Origin of the sequence: Anoxybacillus sp. UARK-01 (assembly GCF_002075365.1) — a bacterium.
GTDB lineage: Bacteria > Bacillota > Bacilli > Bacillales > Anoxybacillaceae > Anoxybacteroides > Anoxybacteroides rupiense.
In genome coordinates, this window is the sequence record NZ_NASY01000037.1 from 96873 (window position 1) to 115096 (window position 18224).

General features: G+C 42.7%; 18 protein-coding genes. 17 read left to right on the plus strand and 1 reads right to left on the minus strand.

Going from position 1 to position 18224, the window contains the following annotated elements; translation table 11 throughout:
• Positions 1–616: 616 nt before the first annotated feature.
• The 12 genes from B6A27_RS07825 (at position 617) to B6A27_RS07880 (ending at position 13264) form a co-directional block, all read left to right on the plus strand.
• Complete coding sequence (locus tag B6A27_RS07825; RefSeq protein ID WP_066149023.1) at positions 617–1501, plus strand: sulfite exporter TauE/SafE family protein; 885 nt, start codon at positions 617–619, stop codon at positions 1499–1501.
• A 544-nt stretch (positions 1502–2045) separates the two neighbouring features.
• Positions 2046–3410, plus strand: coding sequence for a type I glutamate--ammonia ligase (gene glnA, locus B6A27_RS07830; protein WP_080861129.1), 1365 nt, complete (start codon positions 2046–2048; stop codon positions 3408–3410).
• Positions 3411–3935: 525 nt separating this feature from the next.
• Entirely contained in the window at positions 3936–4901 is a 966-nt protein-coding gene (locus tag B6A27_RS07835; protein ID WP_080861131.1) for a sugar kinase, read from the plus strand.
• The gene (locus tag B6A27_RS07840) at positions 4886–6184 is read left to right on the plus strand and encodes an MFS transporter (protein ID WP_080861133.1); all 1299 of its coding nucleotides are present in this window, start codon (positions 4886–4888) and stop codon (positions 6182–6184) included. The genes B6A27_RS07835 and B6A27_RS07840 overlap by 16 nt, the downstream gene beginning before the upstream one ends.
• A 193-nt stretch (positions 6185–6377) precedes the next feature.
• Positions 6378–7391, plus strand: a complete 1014-nt coding sequence (locus B6A27_RS07845; RefSeq protein WP_080861136.1) for a LacI family DNA-binding transcriptional regulator — start codon at positions 6378–6380, stop codon at positions 7389–7391.
• 62 nt (positions 7392–7453) lie between these two features.
• Positions 7454–8092 carry a 3-hexulose-6-phosphate synthase gene (gene hxlA, locus B6A27_RS07850; RefSeq protein WP_080861138.1) on the plus strand — a complete coding sequence of 213 codons (639 nt, stop codon included), beginning with the start codon at positions 7454–7456 and terminating at the stop codon, positions 8090–8092.
• Complete coding sequence (hxlB, locus tag B6A27_RS07855) at positions 8089–8640, plus strand: 6-phospho-3-hexuloisomerase (RefSeq protein WP_080861140.1); 552 nt, start codon at positions 8089–8091, stop codon at positions 8638–8640. Before hxlA ends, hxlB begins: the two co-directional genes overlap by 4 nt.
• Positions 8641–8797: 157 nt before the next feature.
• On the plus strand, positions 8798–9760 hold the full coding sequence (locus B6A27_RS07860; RefSeq protein WP_080861142.1) for an MBL fold metallo-hydrolase: 963 nt from the start codon (positions 8798–8800) through the stop codon (positions 9758–9760).
• Between the two features lie 98 nt (positions 9761–9858).
• Positions 9859–10647, plus strand: coding sequence for an SGNH/GDSL hydrolase family protein (locus B6A27_RS07865; protein WP_080861145.1), 789 nt, complete (start codon positions 9859–9861; stop codon positions 10645–10647).
• Positions 10644–11552: an ABC transporter ATP-binding protein gene (locus tag B6A27_RS07870; RefSeq protein WP_080861149.1), complete on the plus strand. Its 909-nt coding sequence runs from the start codon at positions 10644–10646 to the stop codon at positions 11550–11552. Before B6A27_RS07865 ends, B6A27_RS07870 begins: the two co-directional genes overlap by 4 nt.
• On the plus strand, positions 11545–12525 hold the full coding sequence (locus B6A27_RS07875) for an ABC transporter permease (RefSeq protein WP_080861151.1): 981 nt from the start codon (positions 11545–11547) through the stop codon (positions 12523–12525). Before B6A27_RS07870 ends, B6A27_RS07875 begins: the two co-directional genes overlap by 8 nt.
• Positions 12526–12640: 115 nt before the next feature.
• Entirely contained in the window at positions 12641–13264 is a 624-nt protein-coding gene (locus B6A27_RS07880) for an NUDIX hydrolase (protein WP_369824153.1), read from the plus strand.
• A 42-nt stretch (positions 13265–13306) separates the two neighbouring features.
• On the opposite strand, the gene B6A27_RS07885 is transcribed toward B6A27_RS07880, so the two are convergent.
• A complete protein-coding gene (locus B6A27_RS07885; RefSeq protein ID WP_080861159.1) occupies positions 13307–14200 on the minus strand; it encodes a DMT family transporter in 894 nt (297 codons plus the stop codon).
• A 129-nt stretch (positions 14201–14329) separates the two neighbouring features.
• Here B6A27_RS07885 and B6A27_RS07890 point away from each other — a divergent pair, with 129 nt between their 5' ends.
• From B6A27_RS07890 to B6A27_RS07910, 5 genes are all read left to right on the plus strand, one after another.
• Positions 14330–15217 (plus strand): LysR family transcriptional regulator, encoded by an 888-nt coding sequence (locus tag B6A27_RS07890; protein WP_080861162.1) that lies wholly within the window; start codon positions 14330–14332, stop codon positions 15215–15217.
• Positions 15218–15300: 83 nt separating this feature from the next.
• Complete coding sequence (locus B6A27_RS07895; RefSeq protein ID WP_080861166.1) at positions 15301–15726, plus strand: SRPBCC family protein; 426 nt, start codon at positions 15301–15303, stop codon at positions 15724–15726.
• Between the two features lies 1 nt (position 15727).
• Entirely contained in the window at positions 15728–16063 is a 336-nt protein-coding gene (locus tag B6A27_RS07900) for an ArsR/SmtB family transcription factor (RefSeq protein ID WP_080861169.1), read from the plus strand.
• A 244-nt stretch (positions 16064–16307) separates the two neighbouring features.
• Positions 16308–17516 carry a DNA polymerase IV gene (locus tag B6A27_RS07905; protein ID WP_080861171.1) on the plus strand — a complete coding sequence of 403 codons (1209 nt, stop codon included), beginning with the start codon at positions 16308–16310 and terminating at the stop codon, positions 17514–17516.
• A gap of 398 nt (positions 17517–17914) precedes the next feature.
• A complete protein-coding gene (locus B6A27_RS07910; protein ID WP_066149121.1) occupies positions 17915–18217 on the plus strand; it encodes a metal-sensing transcriptional repressor in 303 nt (100 codons plus the stop codon).
• Positions 18218–18224 lie beyond the last annotated feature (7 nt).

The following is an 18224-nucleotide window of genomic DNA, read 5'->3' on the forward strand; positions in this document are numbered from 1 at the left end:
AAGCTCATGAAACGAGGCCATCCATTTAAGAATAATGCGGAAAACGTAGGAGCAGTGCTGTATAAACTATATAGATACAACTGGATGTATCAACAGTTGTTTAGACTATAACTGATTTCGACGGTAAGGTGATCGAACAACTCCTCTTCCTGATAACTAAAATCATCTGAAAATGGCTGGTTGTTCGTTTTTTGTCGTGCAAATGTGTGGTGAAAGCCAATCCACAGATTGTCCCCTGATCTGTCCACTCCTCAAAAGGTGGCCGCTCCATCTTTAAGGTGTATTTCATTAGATGCAAGTGATTAAGCGAGCATATAGAATGAAGCGGAAGACGAAATCGTATGGAGAAGATAAAAAATGAATGATAAAACACACTTGACAAGTAGGAATACTTGGTATTAATGTATTAAATAATGAAAAAATTCAAACAGGTAAATGCTGATCAGACAAACTGAAGGCACTTTATGGTTGGGGAATGCATATCCGACAATAAAGTGTCTTTTTTGTCTATCAAAGGGAGGGATGTAGGAAAACTTAAGAACGCTTTTCTGAGCAAAAGATAAACATCGACACATGAAATAAATGATTTTGCAAAGATTAGGGGAGGTTGAAGATCATGAAAAAGCTGATTGTATTTATCATTGTTGGGTTTATCGCCCAACTGATTGATGGCTCACTTGGGATGGCTTATGGGGTGACTTCGACGACACTGCTTCTTGCTTTTGGAATTGCGCCTGCTGTTGCTTCGGCATCTGTACATTTAGCTGAGGTGGTGACAACCGCCGCTTCTGGAGCTTCTCATTTAAAATTTGGAAACGTAGACCGCGATATGGTGTTAAAGCTGATTATTCCGGGATCGATTGGTGCATTTGTTGGCGCCTGCTTTTTAAGTAATCTGCCTGGAGATTTAATTAAACCGTACATTTCTACTTTTTTATTAATTCTTGGACTTTATATTATCTATCGCTTTTTATTTCTTCAATCGTCTCAAGAAACGGAACGAGTGCAAAAGATGTCAAATAAACAGCTGGTTCCGCTCGGACTGTTAGCTGGTTTTTTTGACGCAACCGGCGGCGGAGGATGGGGACCGATCGCAACACCTGTCCTTTTAGCGAAAAAAGGAGTAGAAGCCCGCAAAGTCGTGGGAACTGTTGATACATCAGAGTTTGCGGTAGCCGTGTCTGCTACGCTTGGATTTTTCATTTCTTTAGGATGGGAGGAAGTGAACTGGTTTTGGGTCGGTACGCTCATGCTAGGAGGAATTATCGCAGCACCGATTGCTGCTTGGATTGTTAGAATCATGCCTTCCCATTTGCTTGGCGTGCTTGTCGGAGGATTAATTGTGTTAACGAATGCACGCACATTGCTTCACTCTTGGAATGTAGCGGAAAATTTGTATATGGTGGTTTATAGCATCATTATTGCCGGCTGGGTGTTTTCGGTTTGGTGGGCCATCCGCAATCATAAAAAGAGACTAATATCGGATCATTTGGCTTCGTAGCCTGTGATGGATAAATGTTGGAGATAAGTTCATTCCTCTGTTTGGGGAAAGCCTATGTATATCGAAGGGAGTGCCTTCCCATTTTAGCGGCGTTATTCAATGTAACGATCTTAATCCAATGGAATGTGTCAATATTTCCCCGCATATGAGCGGACAAGGAACTCACTGCAACAGTCGTCTTTCTGACCAAGTGATGTGTCTGAAAACGGTTGATTGTTTGATTCTCGGTCATGCTTGGGTGTGACCGAGACACCTGATCGTCGAAAAAAAAGGAGATCTTCTGTTTATCTTCAAAGCCAACCTTTTACTCAAAAGGTTGGCTTTTATAATAGGAAGAATGAATGAATATACAAAAAAATGAAAGGTTATTACACTTGACTACAATCTTTCAAACATATAAAAACAGATGATCAAGAAAACGCTTTCTTAAAAAATTATAAAAATACAGAAAGATTTATAAAAAAAGTGATTGTCAAAACGGGAATGTTTCAATATAATAAAATCATGTTAGAAAACTATACGCACGAATGTGAGGTTATGTAACATGTCTAAGGTGTTAGTTTCGCAAGTGAACAATGATACGGCAGTTCTTGAACAAATTAAAGAGACGATTCAACAAAAACATGTAGAGCTTTTACATTTGCAATTTGTAGATATTGAAGGAATTTTAAAGCATGTGACGGTTACGGTTGAGCAATTGGATGATGTGGTCAATGGAAAAATCATGTTTGACGGCTCCTCCATTAAAGGATTTTCGCCTATAAACAAATCAGATTTGTATCTTCTTCCGGATCTTAACACATTTGCTGTTTTGCCTTGGACGGTAGAAGAGGGATATTCGGAGGCGCGTTTTCTTTGCTCTGTAATGAACCCAGATGCAACGCGATTTGAAGGAGATCCTCGTAACGTATTAAAGAAAACAGTCGAACGTGCGGCGCAGCAAGGGTATACGATTTCTGTCGGTCCGGAATTAGAATTTTTCTTATTCAAAACGGATGAACACGGAAATCCAACGACACAAACACAAGATAATGGCGGTTATTTTGAACCATCGCCAAAAGATCTTGGGGAACGCGTTCGTCTTGAGATTTATCGAGCATTAAAAGCGATGGGCTTCACAATCGAAGCCTCACATCATGAGGTGGCCGAAGGACAGCATGAAATTAACTTTAAATACGCGGATGCATTAGGCTCTGCTGACAATGCTACAACTTATAAATGGGTAGTGAAAACGATTGCAAGCAAATATGGATTGCATGCTACTTTCATGCCAAAGCCTGTCTTCGGCATTAACGGATCAGGAATGCACGTCAATATGTCATTATTTAAAGATGGAGAAAATGCATTCTTTGATCCGAGCGATGAAAATCAGCTTTCAGAAACAGCATATCAATTTATCGCTGGTTTATTAAAAAATGTGAAAAGTTTTGCAGCGGTCACAAACCCACTTGTCAATTCCTATAAACGTCTTGTTCCGGGATATGAGGCACCATGCTATATTGCGTGGTCAGCATCCAACCGTTCGGCGCTTATCCGGATCCCGGCTAAACGCGGTGTAGCGACACGTGTAGAGCTTCGCTGTCCAGATCCAGCGGCCAACCCTTATTTAGCGTTTGCTGTGATTGCGGCAGCTGGACTTGATGGTATTGAAAAAGCGCTGAAAGCGCCAGCTCCGATTGATGAGGACATTTTTCATATGACAGAAGAGCGTCGGGAAGAGCTTGGTATTGAAAATCTTCCAGCAAGCTTAGGAGACGCTGTGTCTGAATTTGTAAATGGTACGATTGGACGCCAAACGCTAGGTAATCACGTATTTGATGAATATGTAGCCATAAAAAATGAGGAATGGAATAGCTACCGCACAGCTGTGCATGCATGGGAGCTTGAACAATATCAAGGAAAGTTTTAAGAGTGCATAAATTATGGAGAAAAGCAGGCGATTTTTGCCTGCTTTTTTATTTTTAAAAAGGAATAAGAGAGAGCAGGGAAATGGCTGAAATCTTAGCTTGTCTTTCATAAAAAGTCTAAAAATTTTAAAAATTACTTGAGAAAACGCTTACGTAAATGTTATAATTCTTGTAAACCGATTTACAAAACCGATTTACAAGCCTTAAACGAAGAGGAGACGTTTGAAAGCGAGAAAAGTTTCAATTTTTTCGGGGGGGGGGGTGGCTCTCTTTCATGATGACACACGAGCTATAAATATAAGGGATGGATATGGAATTCAATGGCCCGCGTTCAAACAACAGCAGTATTTGGACTCTTATCACATGTCTGCATGATGAAAGCAAACTTATAAGATTTGTCTCTGACTGATCATCGATTTTTCAGTGATCTTTTCTTCGATTTTCAAGCTGCCTTTATATGGCTTGGACGGATCTTTAACAAAAATACGAAAATCGCAGAATCAAGAGGATGAGAAAGGGGAGAGAGGATGGATGTTGTCACGTTTGGAGAAGCGATGGTGATGTTTGTTGCGGAGGAGCCTGGATCGCTTCAGCAGGTGAGCCGCTTTCAGCGAGCGCTTGCCGGGGCGGAGGTCAATACGGCCATCGGGTTTGCTCGATTAGGGCTAAAAAGCGGGTGGGTCAGCAAAGTTGGAAATGATGTGTTTGGGAACTATATTCTCGAGCAGCTACGTCAGGAACAGGTGAACATTGAGCAGGTCCACATCTCTGCTTCTTTTGCGACAGGCTTTCAGCTAAAAGCAAAAGTAAGTGAGGGAGATCCAGAAGTACAATATTTTCGAAAACATTCAGCTGCCAGTCATTTAAGCGTGGCTGATTTTGACGAAGCCTATTTCCGTTCCGCTAAACATCTGCATATGACAGGGATTCCTTTAGCCCTTTCCAGCTCCATGCGAGAATTTGCCAAGCACGCGCAATCATTTATGAGAAAAGAAGGAAAAACGATATCGTTCGATCCTAATCTAAGACCTGCATTATGGACAACAAAAGGCGAGATGATTCGAATGGTTAATGAATATGCTTTTAAAAGTGATTACGTTCTTCCGGGAATCGAAGAGGGAAAATTGCTAACGGGCTATACAAAGCCGAGCGATATCGCTGATTTTTATTTAAAAAGAGGAGTGAAGCTGGTTGTTATAAAATTAGGAAGCAAAGGGGCGTTCTATAAATCTTGCGATGAGGAGGGATATGTTCCGGGATATCGAGTATCGAAAGTAGTAGATACTGTTGGGGCTGGAGATGGTTTTGCTGTAGGGCTTATCAGCGGAATTTTAGAAGGAATGCCCGTTTTCCAAGCGGTGATGCGAGGAAACGCGATCGGAGCTTTAGCTGTTCAATCAATAGGTGACAGCGACGGCTATCCTAATCGAAAAGAGTTAGACAGCTTCATGCAAAAATATCATGGGGAGGATGCGGCATGCAGCGTACAATAGCGAAATCGCGCTGGTATCGTTTAATTCCGATTGTTTTCATTACGTACAGTCTAGCCTATTTGGATCGTGCCAACTATGGATTTGGCGCGGCGGGAGGATTGGCGGAGGATTTGCATATTTCCGCAGCGACATCTTCATTGCTCGGCTCGCTGTTTTTTCTTGGTTATTTTTTCTTTCAGGTTCCTGGTGCCCATTATGCCGAAAATAAAAGCGCGAAAAAGCTGATTTTTTGGTCGCTCATTCTTTGGGGAGGACTTGCGAGTGCCACTGGCATCGTCAGTAATATCCAGTGGCTTATGGTCATTCGCTTTTTATTAGGAGTGGTAGAAAGCGCTGTCATGCCTTCCATGCTTGTATTTTTAAGCCACTGGTTTACGAAGGAGGAGCGTTCGCGAGCAAACACCTTTTTGATTTTAGGGAATCCTGCAACAGTGCTATGGATGTCTATCTTATCAGGGTATTTAATTGAAGCAGTAGGCTGGCGCTGGATGTTTATTGCTGAAGGCGTCCCGGCCATCATATGGGCTTTTATTTGGTGGAAGCTTGTCAATGATGAACCAAAAGAGGCCAAATGGTTGACGGATGAGGAAAAACAGCAGCTGCAAGCTCAATTGGAGCGCGAACAGCAAGAATTAACGCCTGTAAAAAATTACAGTCAGGCATTCCGTTCAAAAACGGTCATATTATTGAGTTTGCAATATGCGCTTTGGAGCATTGGGGTGTACGGATTTGTCATGTGGCTTCCATCTATTATCCATGCCGCGCCTAATATGGATATTGTCAAAACGGGCTGGTTATCATCTGTTCCTTATGTGTTGGCGATTATTTTCATGTTCGCCGCTTCCTACTACTCTGACAAACTGTTAAATCGAACCATATTTGTATGGCCGTTTCTACTTGTTGGAGCGATTACCTTTTATGCTTCCTATATGATTGGCACAAGCCACTTTTGGATCTCCTTTTTTTTACTGGTAGTAGCAGGAGCAGCCATGTATGCCCCGTACGGACCGTTTTTTGCGATTATTCCTGAAATCTTGCCTCGCAATGTTGCTGGAGGAGCGATGGCCTTAATCAATAGTATGGGAGCGCTCGGATCGTTCGTCGGCTCTTATATTGTCGGCTATTTGAATGGGGCCACGGGAGGATTTGGAGCCTCGTATATTTTTATGGCAGGATCTTTGTTCTTCGCCGCGATCTTCACGATGATGGCGGTGAAAGGACAACAATCCCTCAAAAAGAAACATGTGCCTGAGCAATGGGAGGTCCATCAAGCACACAAATGAAAGGCTATCATTATTATACGATAAAAATTGCATATTTGCACGATGACGGCACAATAACCAGAAATAGACGGTTGAAAGGCTAGCGAGGAAAAGAGAATTTGCTTTTCTTCCCATGTGCTGGATAGGCCAGTTTATTCTTGTTAAAATGGAAATAATCGAAATTTAGCGAAGTTTATAAAAAGGAAGAGGGGTTATGAAAAGAATAACAATGGCAGATGTAGCCAAAGCGGCAGGGGTATCAAAAAGCACGGTATCGCAATTTTTAAATAAACGATATGAGCATATGGGAGAAGAGACAAAAGAAAAGATTCGTGAGGCCATTGAACGGCTTGGCTATCATCCGAATTATATTGCCAGAAGTTTAAAGCAAAAACGGACAGCCATGATCGGAATTATTGTTGCTAATATTATGCATAGCTTTTCGACGGAAATTAGCAGAGCCATCGAAGATTTTTGTCATGAGCATGATATGCATGCCATTGTTTGTAATGCAGACGACGATCCGGTTAAAGAACGGAAATATATTGAGATGCTGCGAGCAAGACAAGTGGATGGGTTAATCCTTTTTCCGACTGGCGGCAATCTTGAGTTGTACAAACAAATGGAGCAGGAACGTTATCCAGTCGTATTTGTAGACCGCAAGATTTCAGAAGTCAATATCCGTACCATTGTTGTGAATAATAAGGAGGCAACCTATCAGGCGGTGGCCCATTTGATTGAAAAGGGGCATCGAGACATTGCCATAATTACGCCACCGCTAACGATTTATCCGCGCATGGAGAGAATGAACGGTTATAAGCAGGCGCTAAACGACTATCGCATTCCCATCAAACAAGAATATATGATTTCAACAGAAATCCAGCGAATGATTTCCGAATTAAGCCGTTTATTTGCATTGCCGGACAAACCAACGGCATTAGTAGCGGGGAATGATTTATCCTTTTTTGAAGTCATGAAATTTTTAAAAGAAAACGGTCTTCGCGTTCCAAATGATGTGGCCGTCGTTGTATTTGACAATATTCCTTTTGCTAGTTTTTCTGAACCGACAATGACCACAATTGCTCAACCGGCATATGCGATGGGGAAAAAAGCGGCCGAGTTGCTGCTGCAGCAAATTCATCATCACGAGGAATTACCCGATTCAAGCTTATACACTTTCCCGTGTACATTGATGATTCGTGAATCTTCTAGCAGAGCACCTATATAGATATAACTTGGCATACATTGTCGCATAGAAAAAGCCGCCTTGATGGGGAAAGGAGAAGGAGGATGTACATTCAGCTTGCGCTTGATCGAATGACAATGGATGAAGCGATTCATGTAACAGAGGAGGTGTATCATGAAATTGATTGGATTGAAGTCGGCACCTCTTTAATTAAAGAATACGGTGTTCAAAGTATTGAAAGGCTGAAAAAAGAGTTTCCAAATAAACTGCTTGTGGCGGATATGAAAACAATGGATAACGCGGCATATGAATGCCAGATGTGCTTTGAAGCGGGAGCTGACGTAATGACAGCGATGGGAGTCGCGCCGAATATTACCGTGAAGACATGCTTGGATGAAGCAAAAAAGAGAAAGAAAAGAGTCATGATTGATTTATTGAATGTCCATGAAACGCTTCTGCCGTCATTGCTAGAATATAAGGAAGCGATTTTTTGCCTTCATGTAAGCAAGGATGAACAAGAGCTTTTTGGTTTCAACGCAGCACGGTTCCCTATGTTTTTGGAGGAGATGCAAGGACGGACATGGGCGATTGCCGGAGGAATTTCCCTTGATTCTCTTAATATGGTGAAGCAGCTGCAGCCCTATGTCGTGATTATCGGTTCTGCCATCACAAAGGCAGAGAATAAACAGAAGGCGGCCCAAACACTGAAACAAGCGATTTTTGCAAGGAGGAGTCATGGATGAACGATCCCCTTCAATTAATCATGAAAGAGATCGAACAGGCGCTTGGTGATTTTCAAACGACTAATATGGAACGGGTGGTAACGATTCTTTCCTCTGCGACACGAGTTTTTGTGGCAGGAGAAGGACGTTCTGGATTGATGGCAAAAGCGTTTGCGATGCGCCTTATGCATCTTGGCGCCGATGTTTATGTAGTTGGGGAGACGATCACGCCGTCGATACAGAATGGAGATGTATTAATCGCAGTGTCTGGTTCAGGTGTAACCAAAAGTACCGTTTGGATGGCGGAAAAAGCGAGGCAGCTTGGCTGTCCAGTGCTGGCTTTTACGACTGATGTAGCCTCCCCGCTTGCTCAAAAGGCTTCCTGCATAGTTTATGTTCCTGCAGCGACTAAATATCGCCGCGATCATGAAAAAGCAAGCATACAGCCGTTAAGCTCTCTATTTGACCAGTGCATCCATATTATTTTAGATGCCATTTGCCTGCAATATGCAGAAATGAAACAGGTTGAACACAAACAAGCCTTTAGCCAGCATAGCAATCTAGATTGAACACTCCCCCCACCTCTGATTCGCTTAGAGGTGGGGATTTCTTGGTTAGAGATGATGAATGTGCCATTGAATGCCGTTTTATATCTTTTTATAGAGATTCTTCACTTATTTTGGTAAAATATTTAGAAAGCTTCAATAGGGGATGGGAGATGAATGTATGCAGACGATCATGGATTTAGGAAATGGAATTTCGCTAATTGATGTATTCGATGTCGGCTGGACTGAGCGTACCGGTACATATGTGCTTCATGAAGAAGAGCTGACGATTATCGAAACGAGCGCCAGCCCATCGATTCCGCATTTATTAAAAGGTCTAGAAGCTTTAGGATTGCATACCGCTGATGTGCGCAATATTATTGTGACGCATATTCATTTGGATCATGCTGGCGGTGCGGGACTGTTGCTAGAAAAATGCCCCCATGCAAACATTATCGTTCATTCGAAAGGAAAGCGCCATTTGGCCGATCCTACGCGATTAATTCAAGGGGCAAGAGCGGTGTATGGAGAAAAATTTGCTGAATTGTTTGAGCCGATCATCCCGATTCCGGAAGAGCGCATTGTAGTAAAAGAAGACGGGGACACACTTCAGCTGAGCGAGCATCGCACTTTAACGTTTTTCAACACTCCTGGACATGCGAATCACCATTTTTCCATCTATGATTCTCGGAGCAAGGGAATTTTTACAGGGGATACGTTAGGGGTATTTTACCACCAGCTGCTGGAATACGGACTGGAGTTGTATTTGCCTTCCACTTCACCAAACCAGTTTGATCCCCATGCGATGCTTGCCTCGGCAGAACGGCTCGAAGCCTTAGAACTCGATTATGTTTATTTTGGTCATTTTGGCATGTCTAAAAATCCGAAGGCTGTATTTGAGCAGCTGCGCTATTGGCTGCCAAAATTTATTGAAATAGGAGAACACGTGATGGAGAAACAGTCCACCCGTGATTTTGAAGAAAAAGCGAAGGCGGTGACTCAAGGTCTGTTGGGGCTTGTAGAGCCGCGTTTAGCCGAACATCATGTGCCGCGGCAGGCTCATATACACTCTGTGCTGGAGCTGGATGCTAGTGTTTGTGCGATGGGAATTATTGATTATTTGCAAAAACGATTGGGTCAATAAAAGCGGCTGCTTGATGCGCCGCTTTTTTTCCATTATGCATCGTTCTATTTTATAATGAAAGATAGTACAGTGTGCTGCGAAAGGATGATCGTGGGAAAATGAATATGGTAAAAGTAATTGCGGTTCTTTCTATCATTGCAGGAGGCTGCTGGCTTTTTGGGCTTGGCTTGACCGTTTACGACCAATTTTTTCAGCCAGCTGCTTCACTGTCGACACATCATCATGCAGAAGAAACGACTGATGAGGACCACCGTTTGCAGATTGTGGCGCTTGGTGACTCATTAACCCGGGGAACAGGTGATGAAACAGGAAAGGGGTATGTTGGCTACGTTTTGGACGAGCTGCGGACGAAAACGAAGCAGCCGATTCAGCTGACAAATTTGGCGATCAAAGGACAGGTGTCGGAGCAGCTGCTGCAACAACTCCAGCAAAATGAAGTACAGCGCCAATTGAAGCAAGCGGACTTTGTATTTATGACGATCGGCGGCAATGATTTGTTTCAAGGAGGAGAGACGCTGCAAAATCTCTCAGCTGAGCACCTAAACCGAATAAAAAGCGTTTATTTGCGTCATTTAGATGCCATTTTCCGAACGATTCGATCGGTGAATCCAAACGCGGTTGTTTTTTATATTGGGCTTTACAATCCGTTTAACCAGCTTGATCATGCGGAAACTACTTCAGCGATTGTGCGCCAGTGGAATTATGATTCAGCCGAAGTAGCGGCGCGTTATCCTCATATTATTGCTGTTCCAACGTACGATTTATTTGAATTGCGTGTCAATGATTATCTTTATAGCGATCAATTCCATCCAAATAAGGAAGGGTACAAGCTGATCGGCGAACGGCTGTCTTCGCTGATTACATTTACGAAGGAGGGGAAAAAATGACGCAGACGCTCGTTGTTGAAGATTTGCAAAAGAAAATCGGAAGAAAAACGATTATTAAAGGTCTCTCATTTTCGTTAAAAAAAGGGGAAGTATTTGGTTTTTTAGGCCCTAATGGAGCGGGAAAAACGACGACGATTCGTATGCTTGTCGGCTTGATTAAACCGTCAGCAGGCCGAATTACGATTTGTGGATATGATCTTCAGCGTCAATTTACGAAGGCCATCCGTCATATTGGCTGTATTGTAGAAAACCCTGAACTTTACCCTTATTTAACTGGATGGGAAAATTTAGAACATTTTGCTCGCATGCTACCGGATATTTCGAAAGAACGAATAACGGAAGTAGTCAAGCTTGTAGGATTGCAGAACCGTATTCATGACCGCGTTCGCACCTATTCATTAGGAATGAGACAGCGTTTAGGTATTGCTCAAGCGTTGTTAGGAAAGCCATCTGTGCTGATTTTAGATGAACCGACAAATGGACTGGATCCGATCGGCATTCGCGAGATGAGGGAGTTTATTCGTTTTTTAGCCGAAAAAGAAGGGTTAAGTGTGCTTGTTTCTTCTCATTTATTGAGTGAAATTCAGCTGATGTGTGATCGGGTAGCGATTCTGTCAAAAGGAAGCATCATTCGCATCGATACAGTGGACCATTTATTAAAGGAACAAGCGCGGGTCGTTTGGAAGGTAGAGCCGCTGGAACAAGCAAAAAAACAATTAGAAAGCGAAACGGTGATTTTATCAGCACAGGCTGATACATTGATTACATATTATGAAAAAGAGAAATTGGCAGCATGGAATGAAAGATTAGTGCAAGCAGGTGTTAAGGTGAGCCAAATGGAACCGAAGTTGCCGACACTGGAGGATTTATTCATTGAGCTGACAGGAGGAGAGACGATTGACTGATCTTGTCTATAATGAAATGTTAAAAATTATCCGTAAAAAGCGGTTATTCATTATTGCTGCCATTACCGCTGTTCTTGTGGCTTTATTTACATATGCGCAATTTAAGCATGTACAGGATGTGCAAAAACGGCTCGGCACGGCCGATTGGCGAACACAGCTTCAGCAGCAAATTATTGATACGCAAAATCGCTTGAATTCAAGCGGCATTGATGAAGAATGGCGCAAGTTTTTACAAATTCGTCTTCAGCAGCAACAATATTATTTAGACCACAACATTAATCCGTCGGCGCCAGGGGCTCCGACTTTTATGCGCACCTTTGTTGAAAACGCTATCGATCTGTTTCTTCCATTGATGGTGATGGTCGTAGTGGCTGATTTAGTTTCTTCAGAAGCAAGCGGAGGAACGATCAAATTATTGCTCACAAGGCCAGTAAAGAGATGGAAAATCCTATTAAGTAAATATATCGCGATGCTGTTGTCGATCTCCTTTATTGTCCTATCGCTTGTATGTCTCTCATGGCTGATTTCTGGCGCTGTATTCGGATATGGCGGATGGAATTTGCCGCTGTTGACAGGGTTTACAATTCAAGGAGAAGAATTGAATACAGCCAATGTCCACTTAATTTCTCAGTGGAAATATTTATTGATGGAGCTGGGGCTTGCTTGGTTTGTAGCTGTTGTTGTAGGAACATTGACATTTATGTTATCCGTATTAATTAGAAGCACGGCGGCCGTGATGGGAGTCATGCTGGCAGCCTTGATTTCTGGCGCTATTTTAGCGAACATGGTTTCTTCTTGGGAATCCGCCAAATACTTTTTTATGGTCAATTTGCGTCTGACAGACTATATTAGTGGAACAGCGCCGCCGATTAATGGAATGACGATCGGATTTTCGATGAGTGTTCTAGCTGTATGGGGAATCGCTGCCTTGCTTATCGCTTTTTTCGTTTTTGTTAAGCGTGATGTTTATTAATCCATTTTTTTTATAAATACAGCTTGAAATGGAACGAATCTTCTTAAACAAGCCGGCTGTCAAAATAAAAGAAAGCTCCAAACATTTTTTATCTATAATAGGAGAAAAGGGAGGGATGAGAATGGATGGAAAGATTCAAAAGCTAAAGCAGCGAACTCCGTCACTGCTCGGCATCGAGCAGTTCGCCCAATTTGCCATTCTGCTGCCGTTGATAAAAAAAGAGAAAGACACTCATCTGTTATTTGAGGTTCGCTCACTTCAGCTTCGGCGACAACCTGGGGAAATTTGTTTTCCAGGGGGCAAGGTCGATCATGACGATGAGAATGAACAAGCGGCTGCTATCCGTGAAACGTGCGAAGAGCTGGGAATCGAAAAAGATGCTATTCATGATGTATTTCCGCTTGATTATATCGTTTCCCCATTTGGGATGGTCCTTTATCCGTTTGTCGCTACTCTTGCTTCTCCTCATTTAATAAAGCCGAATGAATCGGAAGTGGACGAAATCTTCACGGTGCCGTTGTCGTTTTTTTATGAGACGCAGCCAGAGATTTATCATGTGCAGCTTCAAGCGTGTCCCGATGCCAATTTTCCTTTTGATAAAATTCCAGGAGGGAAAAACTATCGTTGGCGTCCGCGGCAAATCGATGAATACTTTTATTATTATGAAGATAAGGTCATTTGGGGACTGACGGCAAAAATTGTTCATCATTTTATTGAGCTTCTTCGGTCAACGGAATAGCCATAGAAACGTTTGGGCAGCAAAAACCCAAACGTTTTTGGTTTACATCTCCATCGCTTTTCTTGCCGCTATGCTTTGTCGCTTTTGCTTTCCGCTTTGAACTTGAGCATAAATAACACCAAACAGGACGAGTGCAGCTCCAAAGTATCCTTTAAGCGGCAAAACCTCTTCTAAAAAGATGTAGCCGAATAAAGCAGCAAAAACAGGTTCAAGTGAAAAAATTAAGCCGGTATAAGTGGCTGTCGTATATTTTTGAGCAACTGTTTGTACGACAAATCCAATTGCGCTGCAAAATATGCTTAAGGAGAAAATGGCGATCCATGATTCTATTTGAGTTGGAATACTTGGCGATTCAAACAAAAGCGAGCATAAGGCTCCAAGACCTCCGCAAAAGCCAAGCTGCAGGACGCCAAGGGCAATGGAGTCAACGTTTTTGGTCAGCTGCCCGGTCATCATAATATGAGCCGCATACGATACAGCTGTCATTAGGCAGAATATATCCCCTTGGCTTATCGCGAAGCCGTGGTTTAATGTTAACAGTCCGATTCCGCACATGGCAGCGCCTGCGCCGATGATGACTCGTTTTTCTGGTTTTTTCTTTAAAAAGATAGCAGAAAACAGCGGAACTAATACAACGGTGAATCCTACTAAAAAGCCCGCATGTGAAGTAGAGGTGGATTTTACGCCCACTGTAACGAACGCAAATACGAAAAATAAGATGGTTCCTAGAAGGGCTGCTCTTTTTACAATTTTTCGGTCAAGCTGAAGCAGCCGTCGATAAAAAATAAGGGACGATAAGCAAAAGGCAATGCCGAATCTCCAAGCAATCAAGCTAAATGGTTGAATGGAATTCAGCCCCATTTTCATAAATAAGTAAGAAGAACCCCAAAATATCGTAATCAAAAATAGCATGACATTTGCTTTCATTTGACTCATCGGTTGACCCTCTCCCTAAATTGTTGAATGGATTGTTTGATGAATAGTATACATGTACAATGAATATAAGAAAATTGAATCTTTATCATATTTTTTATGAAAAAAATTCATGAAAAAGGAGCACAATGGATGTCGTTGACTAAGTTTGAAATATTCCATGCAGTAGTAGAGTTTGGCAGTCTTTCGAAAGCAGCGGAGGCTCTTCGTTTAACTCAATCGGCCGTAAGCCATGCCATCGCGAGCTTGGAAGCGGAGTGGGGATTTTTGCTTTTACAGCGAGACCGATCGGGTGTGCGTTTAACAAGCAATGGAGAGCAAGTATTGAAATTAGTGCGAGAAATACTAAACTGGAATGAAAAATTAAAACAGCAGGTCGCTGCTATTAACGGATTAGAGGTTGGTATGGTGCGAATCGGCACTTTTACTAGTGTTTCAGCGCGCTGGCTTCCCGGGGTCATTCGCATGTTTCATACGCACCATCCTTTGATCGAGATTAAACTGTTAGAAGGGGATTATGACGAGATTCGCCATTGGATTTCCAGTGGAGAGGTAGATTTTGGTTTTTTATCTTTAACAGCTGCGAAATCTTTAGAAACGATCCCTTTAAAGAAGGATCGAATGGTGTGCATGGTTCCACGGCAACACCATTTATCTGGAAAAACATCGATTCCACTCGAGCAGCTCGAAGAAGAGGAGTTTATTATGCCAAAATGGGGATACGACCATGATGTGAGAACCATATTAAAGGAAAATCGCGTGTTTCCGAAAGTGAAGTATGAGGTGGTAGAGGATCAAGCGATTATAGCTATGGTACAGCATGGGCTTGGCATCAGTATTTTGCCAGAAATGGCGCTTTTTCGAATGCCAGATGATCTTTGTACCATCCATTTAGAGGGAGATTATTACCGGACGATTGGCATCGCAGCGTCATCTTTCTATCACCTTTCTCCTGCCTCCAAAACATTCATTCATTGCGTTCAATCATGGCTTCGTTCACAAAGCTTGCTAGATTTTTAGAAAAATTGACATGAAACTAAATGGTTTCGTATAATCAAAATGAAACTATTTGGTTTCGAAAAATAAAGCTGGAGGACATGAAAATGAACATTGGAAATCGTTCTTCGTTAACGGATATTCGCCGAACAGTGAGATTAAATGCCCCTATTGATCAAGCATGGAAAGCGGTAGCTACCTCCGAAGGTCTTGCTGTTTGGTTTATGCCGAATGATTTTCAACCGATTGTCGGCCATCGATTTCATCTCAACGCTGGTCCGTTTGGAATGTCACCGTGCGAAGTAACCGAAATAAATCCGTCGCACCGACTTTCATTTCGCTGGGGAAAGGACTGGGTTTTGACGTTTGAATTAAAGGAGATAGCCAACCAGACAGCCCTTACATTGATCCATTCTGGATGGGATATGGACAAGGAGACAGAATTTGGAGAACGTCACACCATCGTACGCGACCGAATGGATCAGGGCTGGGGGAAGCTGCTTGCATCATTAAAGGACTATTTAGAGGCATAAGATGTCAGCTTTATCAAAAAAGCATGATGTGTTCCAAGCCATCGCTGATCCTACTCGGCGAAAGCTATTAAACTTGCTGGCGGATGAGGAATTATCTGTTACCCTTATCAGCAAACATTTTCCGATTAGCCGTACCGCTGTTTCGAAGCATTTGCGTATTTTGGCGGAAGCAGGTCTTGTTCAAGAGAGGAAAGTCGGGCGGGAAACGCGGTATCGTTTAGAACCGACTCCGCTTCTTGAACTGAAGAACTGGCTTGCTTTTTACGAACGATTTTGGGATAACAAACTTGTAATGCTTCAACATTATATAGAACACGATCGAAAAACAGATGTATAATAGTAGAAAAAGAGCGAAAATAGAGCCAAGTCGAACCACACTAGCTCTATTTTCAGGAAAGCCAAAAACTCGCGATGGCGACTTTTTCCTGACCGCTACCTTTTAGCCGCACATTTAGTGTACTAATTGGTGGACATCCATCCGGTGTCGTGACGTTTGTGGTTTTTGAATTTACTGCTGCTGGTTTAAGGCGCGTCTGATGTGCATATGTTTAATCATTTTTTACATGGAAAAATGACAGGACGTGAGTTCGATGAATCAGAAAAAAGGAAGGATCATTTTTCACGTTGACTGTAACTCGTTTTTTGCCAGTTGTGAAATCGCTCGTCAACCCGAATTAAAAGAAAAAGCAGTCGTGGTGGCTGGAGATCCGAAAGAACGGAAAGGAATTGTTCTGGCTGCTAATTATGTTGCTAAGCAGCGTTATGGCATTTATACGACAATGACGCTTTGGGAAGCGAGAAAAAAGTGTCCGGAGCTGGTTGTCTTGTCCCCTGATTTTAGTTTCTATCGCAAAATGAGCCAGGAAGTATTTCGCTTTTTAGCCTCTTTTTCTTCCGTTCTAGAACTTGCTTCGATCGATGAAGGCTATTTGGATATGACAGCATGTGAATGGCCTAGGCCGCCGCTCGAAATAGCGGAACGGATTCAAAAAGGATTGCTGCAGACGCTGCAAATTCCTGTCAGCATTGGGATTGCGCCTAATAAATTTTTAGCTAAAATGGCGAGTGAAATGAAAAAGCCACTGGGAATTACTGTGCTGCGGAAGCGGGAAGTCCCAGTGAGACTTTGGCCTCTTCCGGTCCAAGCGATGCATGGAATCGGTGAACGAACGGCGCAAAGACTGAATCACATGGGCATTTTTACAATTGGCGAGCTTGCAAAAGCAGAGATGCCTCTCCTTCAGCAGTCCTTCGGAGTAAACGGTATTCGCCTTAAGGAGCGGGCGAACGGAATCGATGATCGTCCGGTGGATCCCGAAGCGCGGACGAAAGGGAAATCAGTTGGAAATTCTACCACTCTTTCGCAAGATGTGACGGAGGAACGAGTCCTTTTCGATGTTCTGCGCCGTTTAGCACAATCGGTTAGTCAGCGGATGAAGCAAAAAGGTGTGGTTTCTGCGACTGTTCAAATTATGGTCCGTTACCGTGATTTTCAGACGATTACACGCAGCAAAACATGGGAATGTCCGTTTCAAGAGGCAGATGAAATTTTTCAATATGCCGCATATCTGTTCAAAAAGCATTGGAATGGAAGCGCTGTAAGACTTCTTGGAGTTACGGCGTTGGATGTATTTGATCAAAAAGAGGTGGTTAAGCAGCTGGATTTATTCCATTTTGAAGAGGATGCGAGGGACGAAGCGTTGTTGAATACAGTGAAGCATCTTCAGAAGAAGTTTGGTCAAAACATTATTCTTCGTGGCTCTGAACTGCTTCATAAGCCTGACAAATAGAAACGGGTTAGAGAAGAGGAGATGCGTCTCTTTTCATATCGTAGGCAAAGTCCATTTTGGCTTTGTCTACCATCATTTTCAGCATCTTTCATGCAGGGCGAAGGCATTGATCAAAGTAAGTATGAGAGGAGCAGAGATGCATCTTCTTTCATTTTGGGTCAAGCCATAATCATTTATTTCGTTAATGAATAACAAGTAGACACATGGGATGAGTCTCTCTCACCTACCCTCCGTATAAGAGGGGGAGGCTTTTCGGTAGATGATGTTAAAAGAAGCGAGCAAAGGAAGCGGGGGTCATCACATTTTCACCTTGGAGAAAAAATAGAACTCTTCGTTTGCATCTTATACCCATTACGGGTATAATGTAATTGAAGAAGTTGCTGAATATGAAAGAAGGGATGACAATGGAGCATCATGATCATAAAAAGACGATGCGCACCGAGCAGGAAATAGACGATTTGCTAAAGCGGCTCAGGCGCATCGAAGGACAAGTGCGCGGGGTACAAAAAATGATTGAAGACCATCGCTATTGCGTGGATATTTTAGTGCAAATTTCCGCTATTACGGCTGCGCTAAACAAAGTGGGATTGAACCTGTTAGAAAGACATGTCAGCCATTGCGTGGCCAAAGCGATTCGCGATGGCAACGGAGAAGAATCAATCCGAGAGCTCATGGATGTTTTTAAGCAATTTGCGAAATAAGGGAGGA

Coding starts and splice junctions, on each gene's coding strand:
- B6A27_RS07825 (WP_066149023.1), top strand. CDS start 617: ATGAAAAAGCTGATTGTATTTATCATTGTTGGGTTTATCGCCCAACTG.
- glnA (WP_080861129.1), top strand. CDS start 2,046: ATGTCTAAGGTGTTAGTTTCGCAAGTGAACAATGATACGGCAGTTCTT.
- B6A27_RS07835 (WP_080861131.1), top strand. CDS start 3,936: ATGGATGTTGTCACGTTTGGAGAAGCGATGGTGATGTTTGTTGCGGAG.
- B6A27_RS07840 (WP_080861133.1), top strand. CDS start 4,886: ATGCAGCGTACAATAGCGAAATCGCGCTGGTATCGTTTAATTCCGATT.
- B6A27_RS07845 (WP_080861136.1), top strand. CDS start 6,378: ATGAAAAGAATAACAATGGCAGATGTAGCCAAAGCGGCAGGGGTATCA.
- hxlA (WP_080861138.1), top strand. CDS start 7,454: ATGTACATTCAGCTTGCGCTTGATCGAATGACAATGGATGAAGCGATT.
- hxlB (WP_080861140.1), top strand. CDS start 8,089: ATGAACGATCCCCTTCAATTAATCATGAAAGAGATCGAACAGGCGCTT.
- B6A27_RS07860 (WP_080861142.1), top strand. CDS start 8,798: ATGCAGACGATCATGGATTTAGGAAATGGAATTTCGCTAATTGATGTA.
- B6A27_RS07865 (WP_080861145.1), top strand. CDS start 9,859: ATGAATATGGTAAAAGTAATTGCGGTTCTTTCTATCATTGCAGGAGGC.
- B6A27_RS07870 (WP_080861149.1), top strand. CDS start 10,644: ATGACGCAGACGCTCGTTGTTGAAGATTTGCAAAAGAAAATCGGAAGA.
- B6A27_RS07880 (WP_369824153.1), top strand. CDS start 12,641: ATGAGAATGGATGGAAAGATTCAAAAGCTAAAGCAGCGAACTCCGTCA.
- B6A27_RS07885 (WP_080861159.1), bottom strand. CDS start 14,200: ATGAGTCAAATGAAAGCAAATGTCATGCTATTTTTGATTACGATATTT.
- B6A27_RS07890 (WP_080861162.1), top strand. CDS start 14,330: ATGTCGTTGACTAAGTTTGAAATATTCCATGCAGTAGTAGAGTTTGGC.
- B6A27_RS07895 (WP_080861166.1), top strand. CDS start 15,301: ATGAACATTGGAAATCGTTCTTCGTTAACGGATATTCGCCGAACAGTG.
- B6A27_RS07900 (WP_080861169.1), top strand. CDS start 15,728: ATGTCAGCTTTATCAAAAAAGCATGATGTGTTCCAAGCCATCGCTGAT.
- B6A27_RS07910 (WP_066149121.1), top strand. CDS start 17,915: ATGACAATGGAGCATCATGATCATAAAAAGACGATGCGCACCGAGCAG.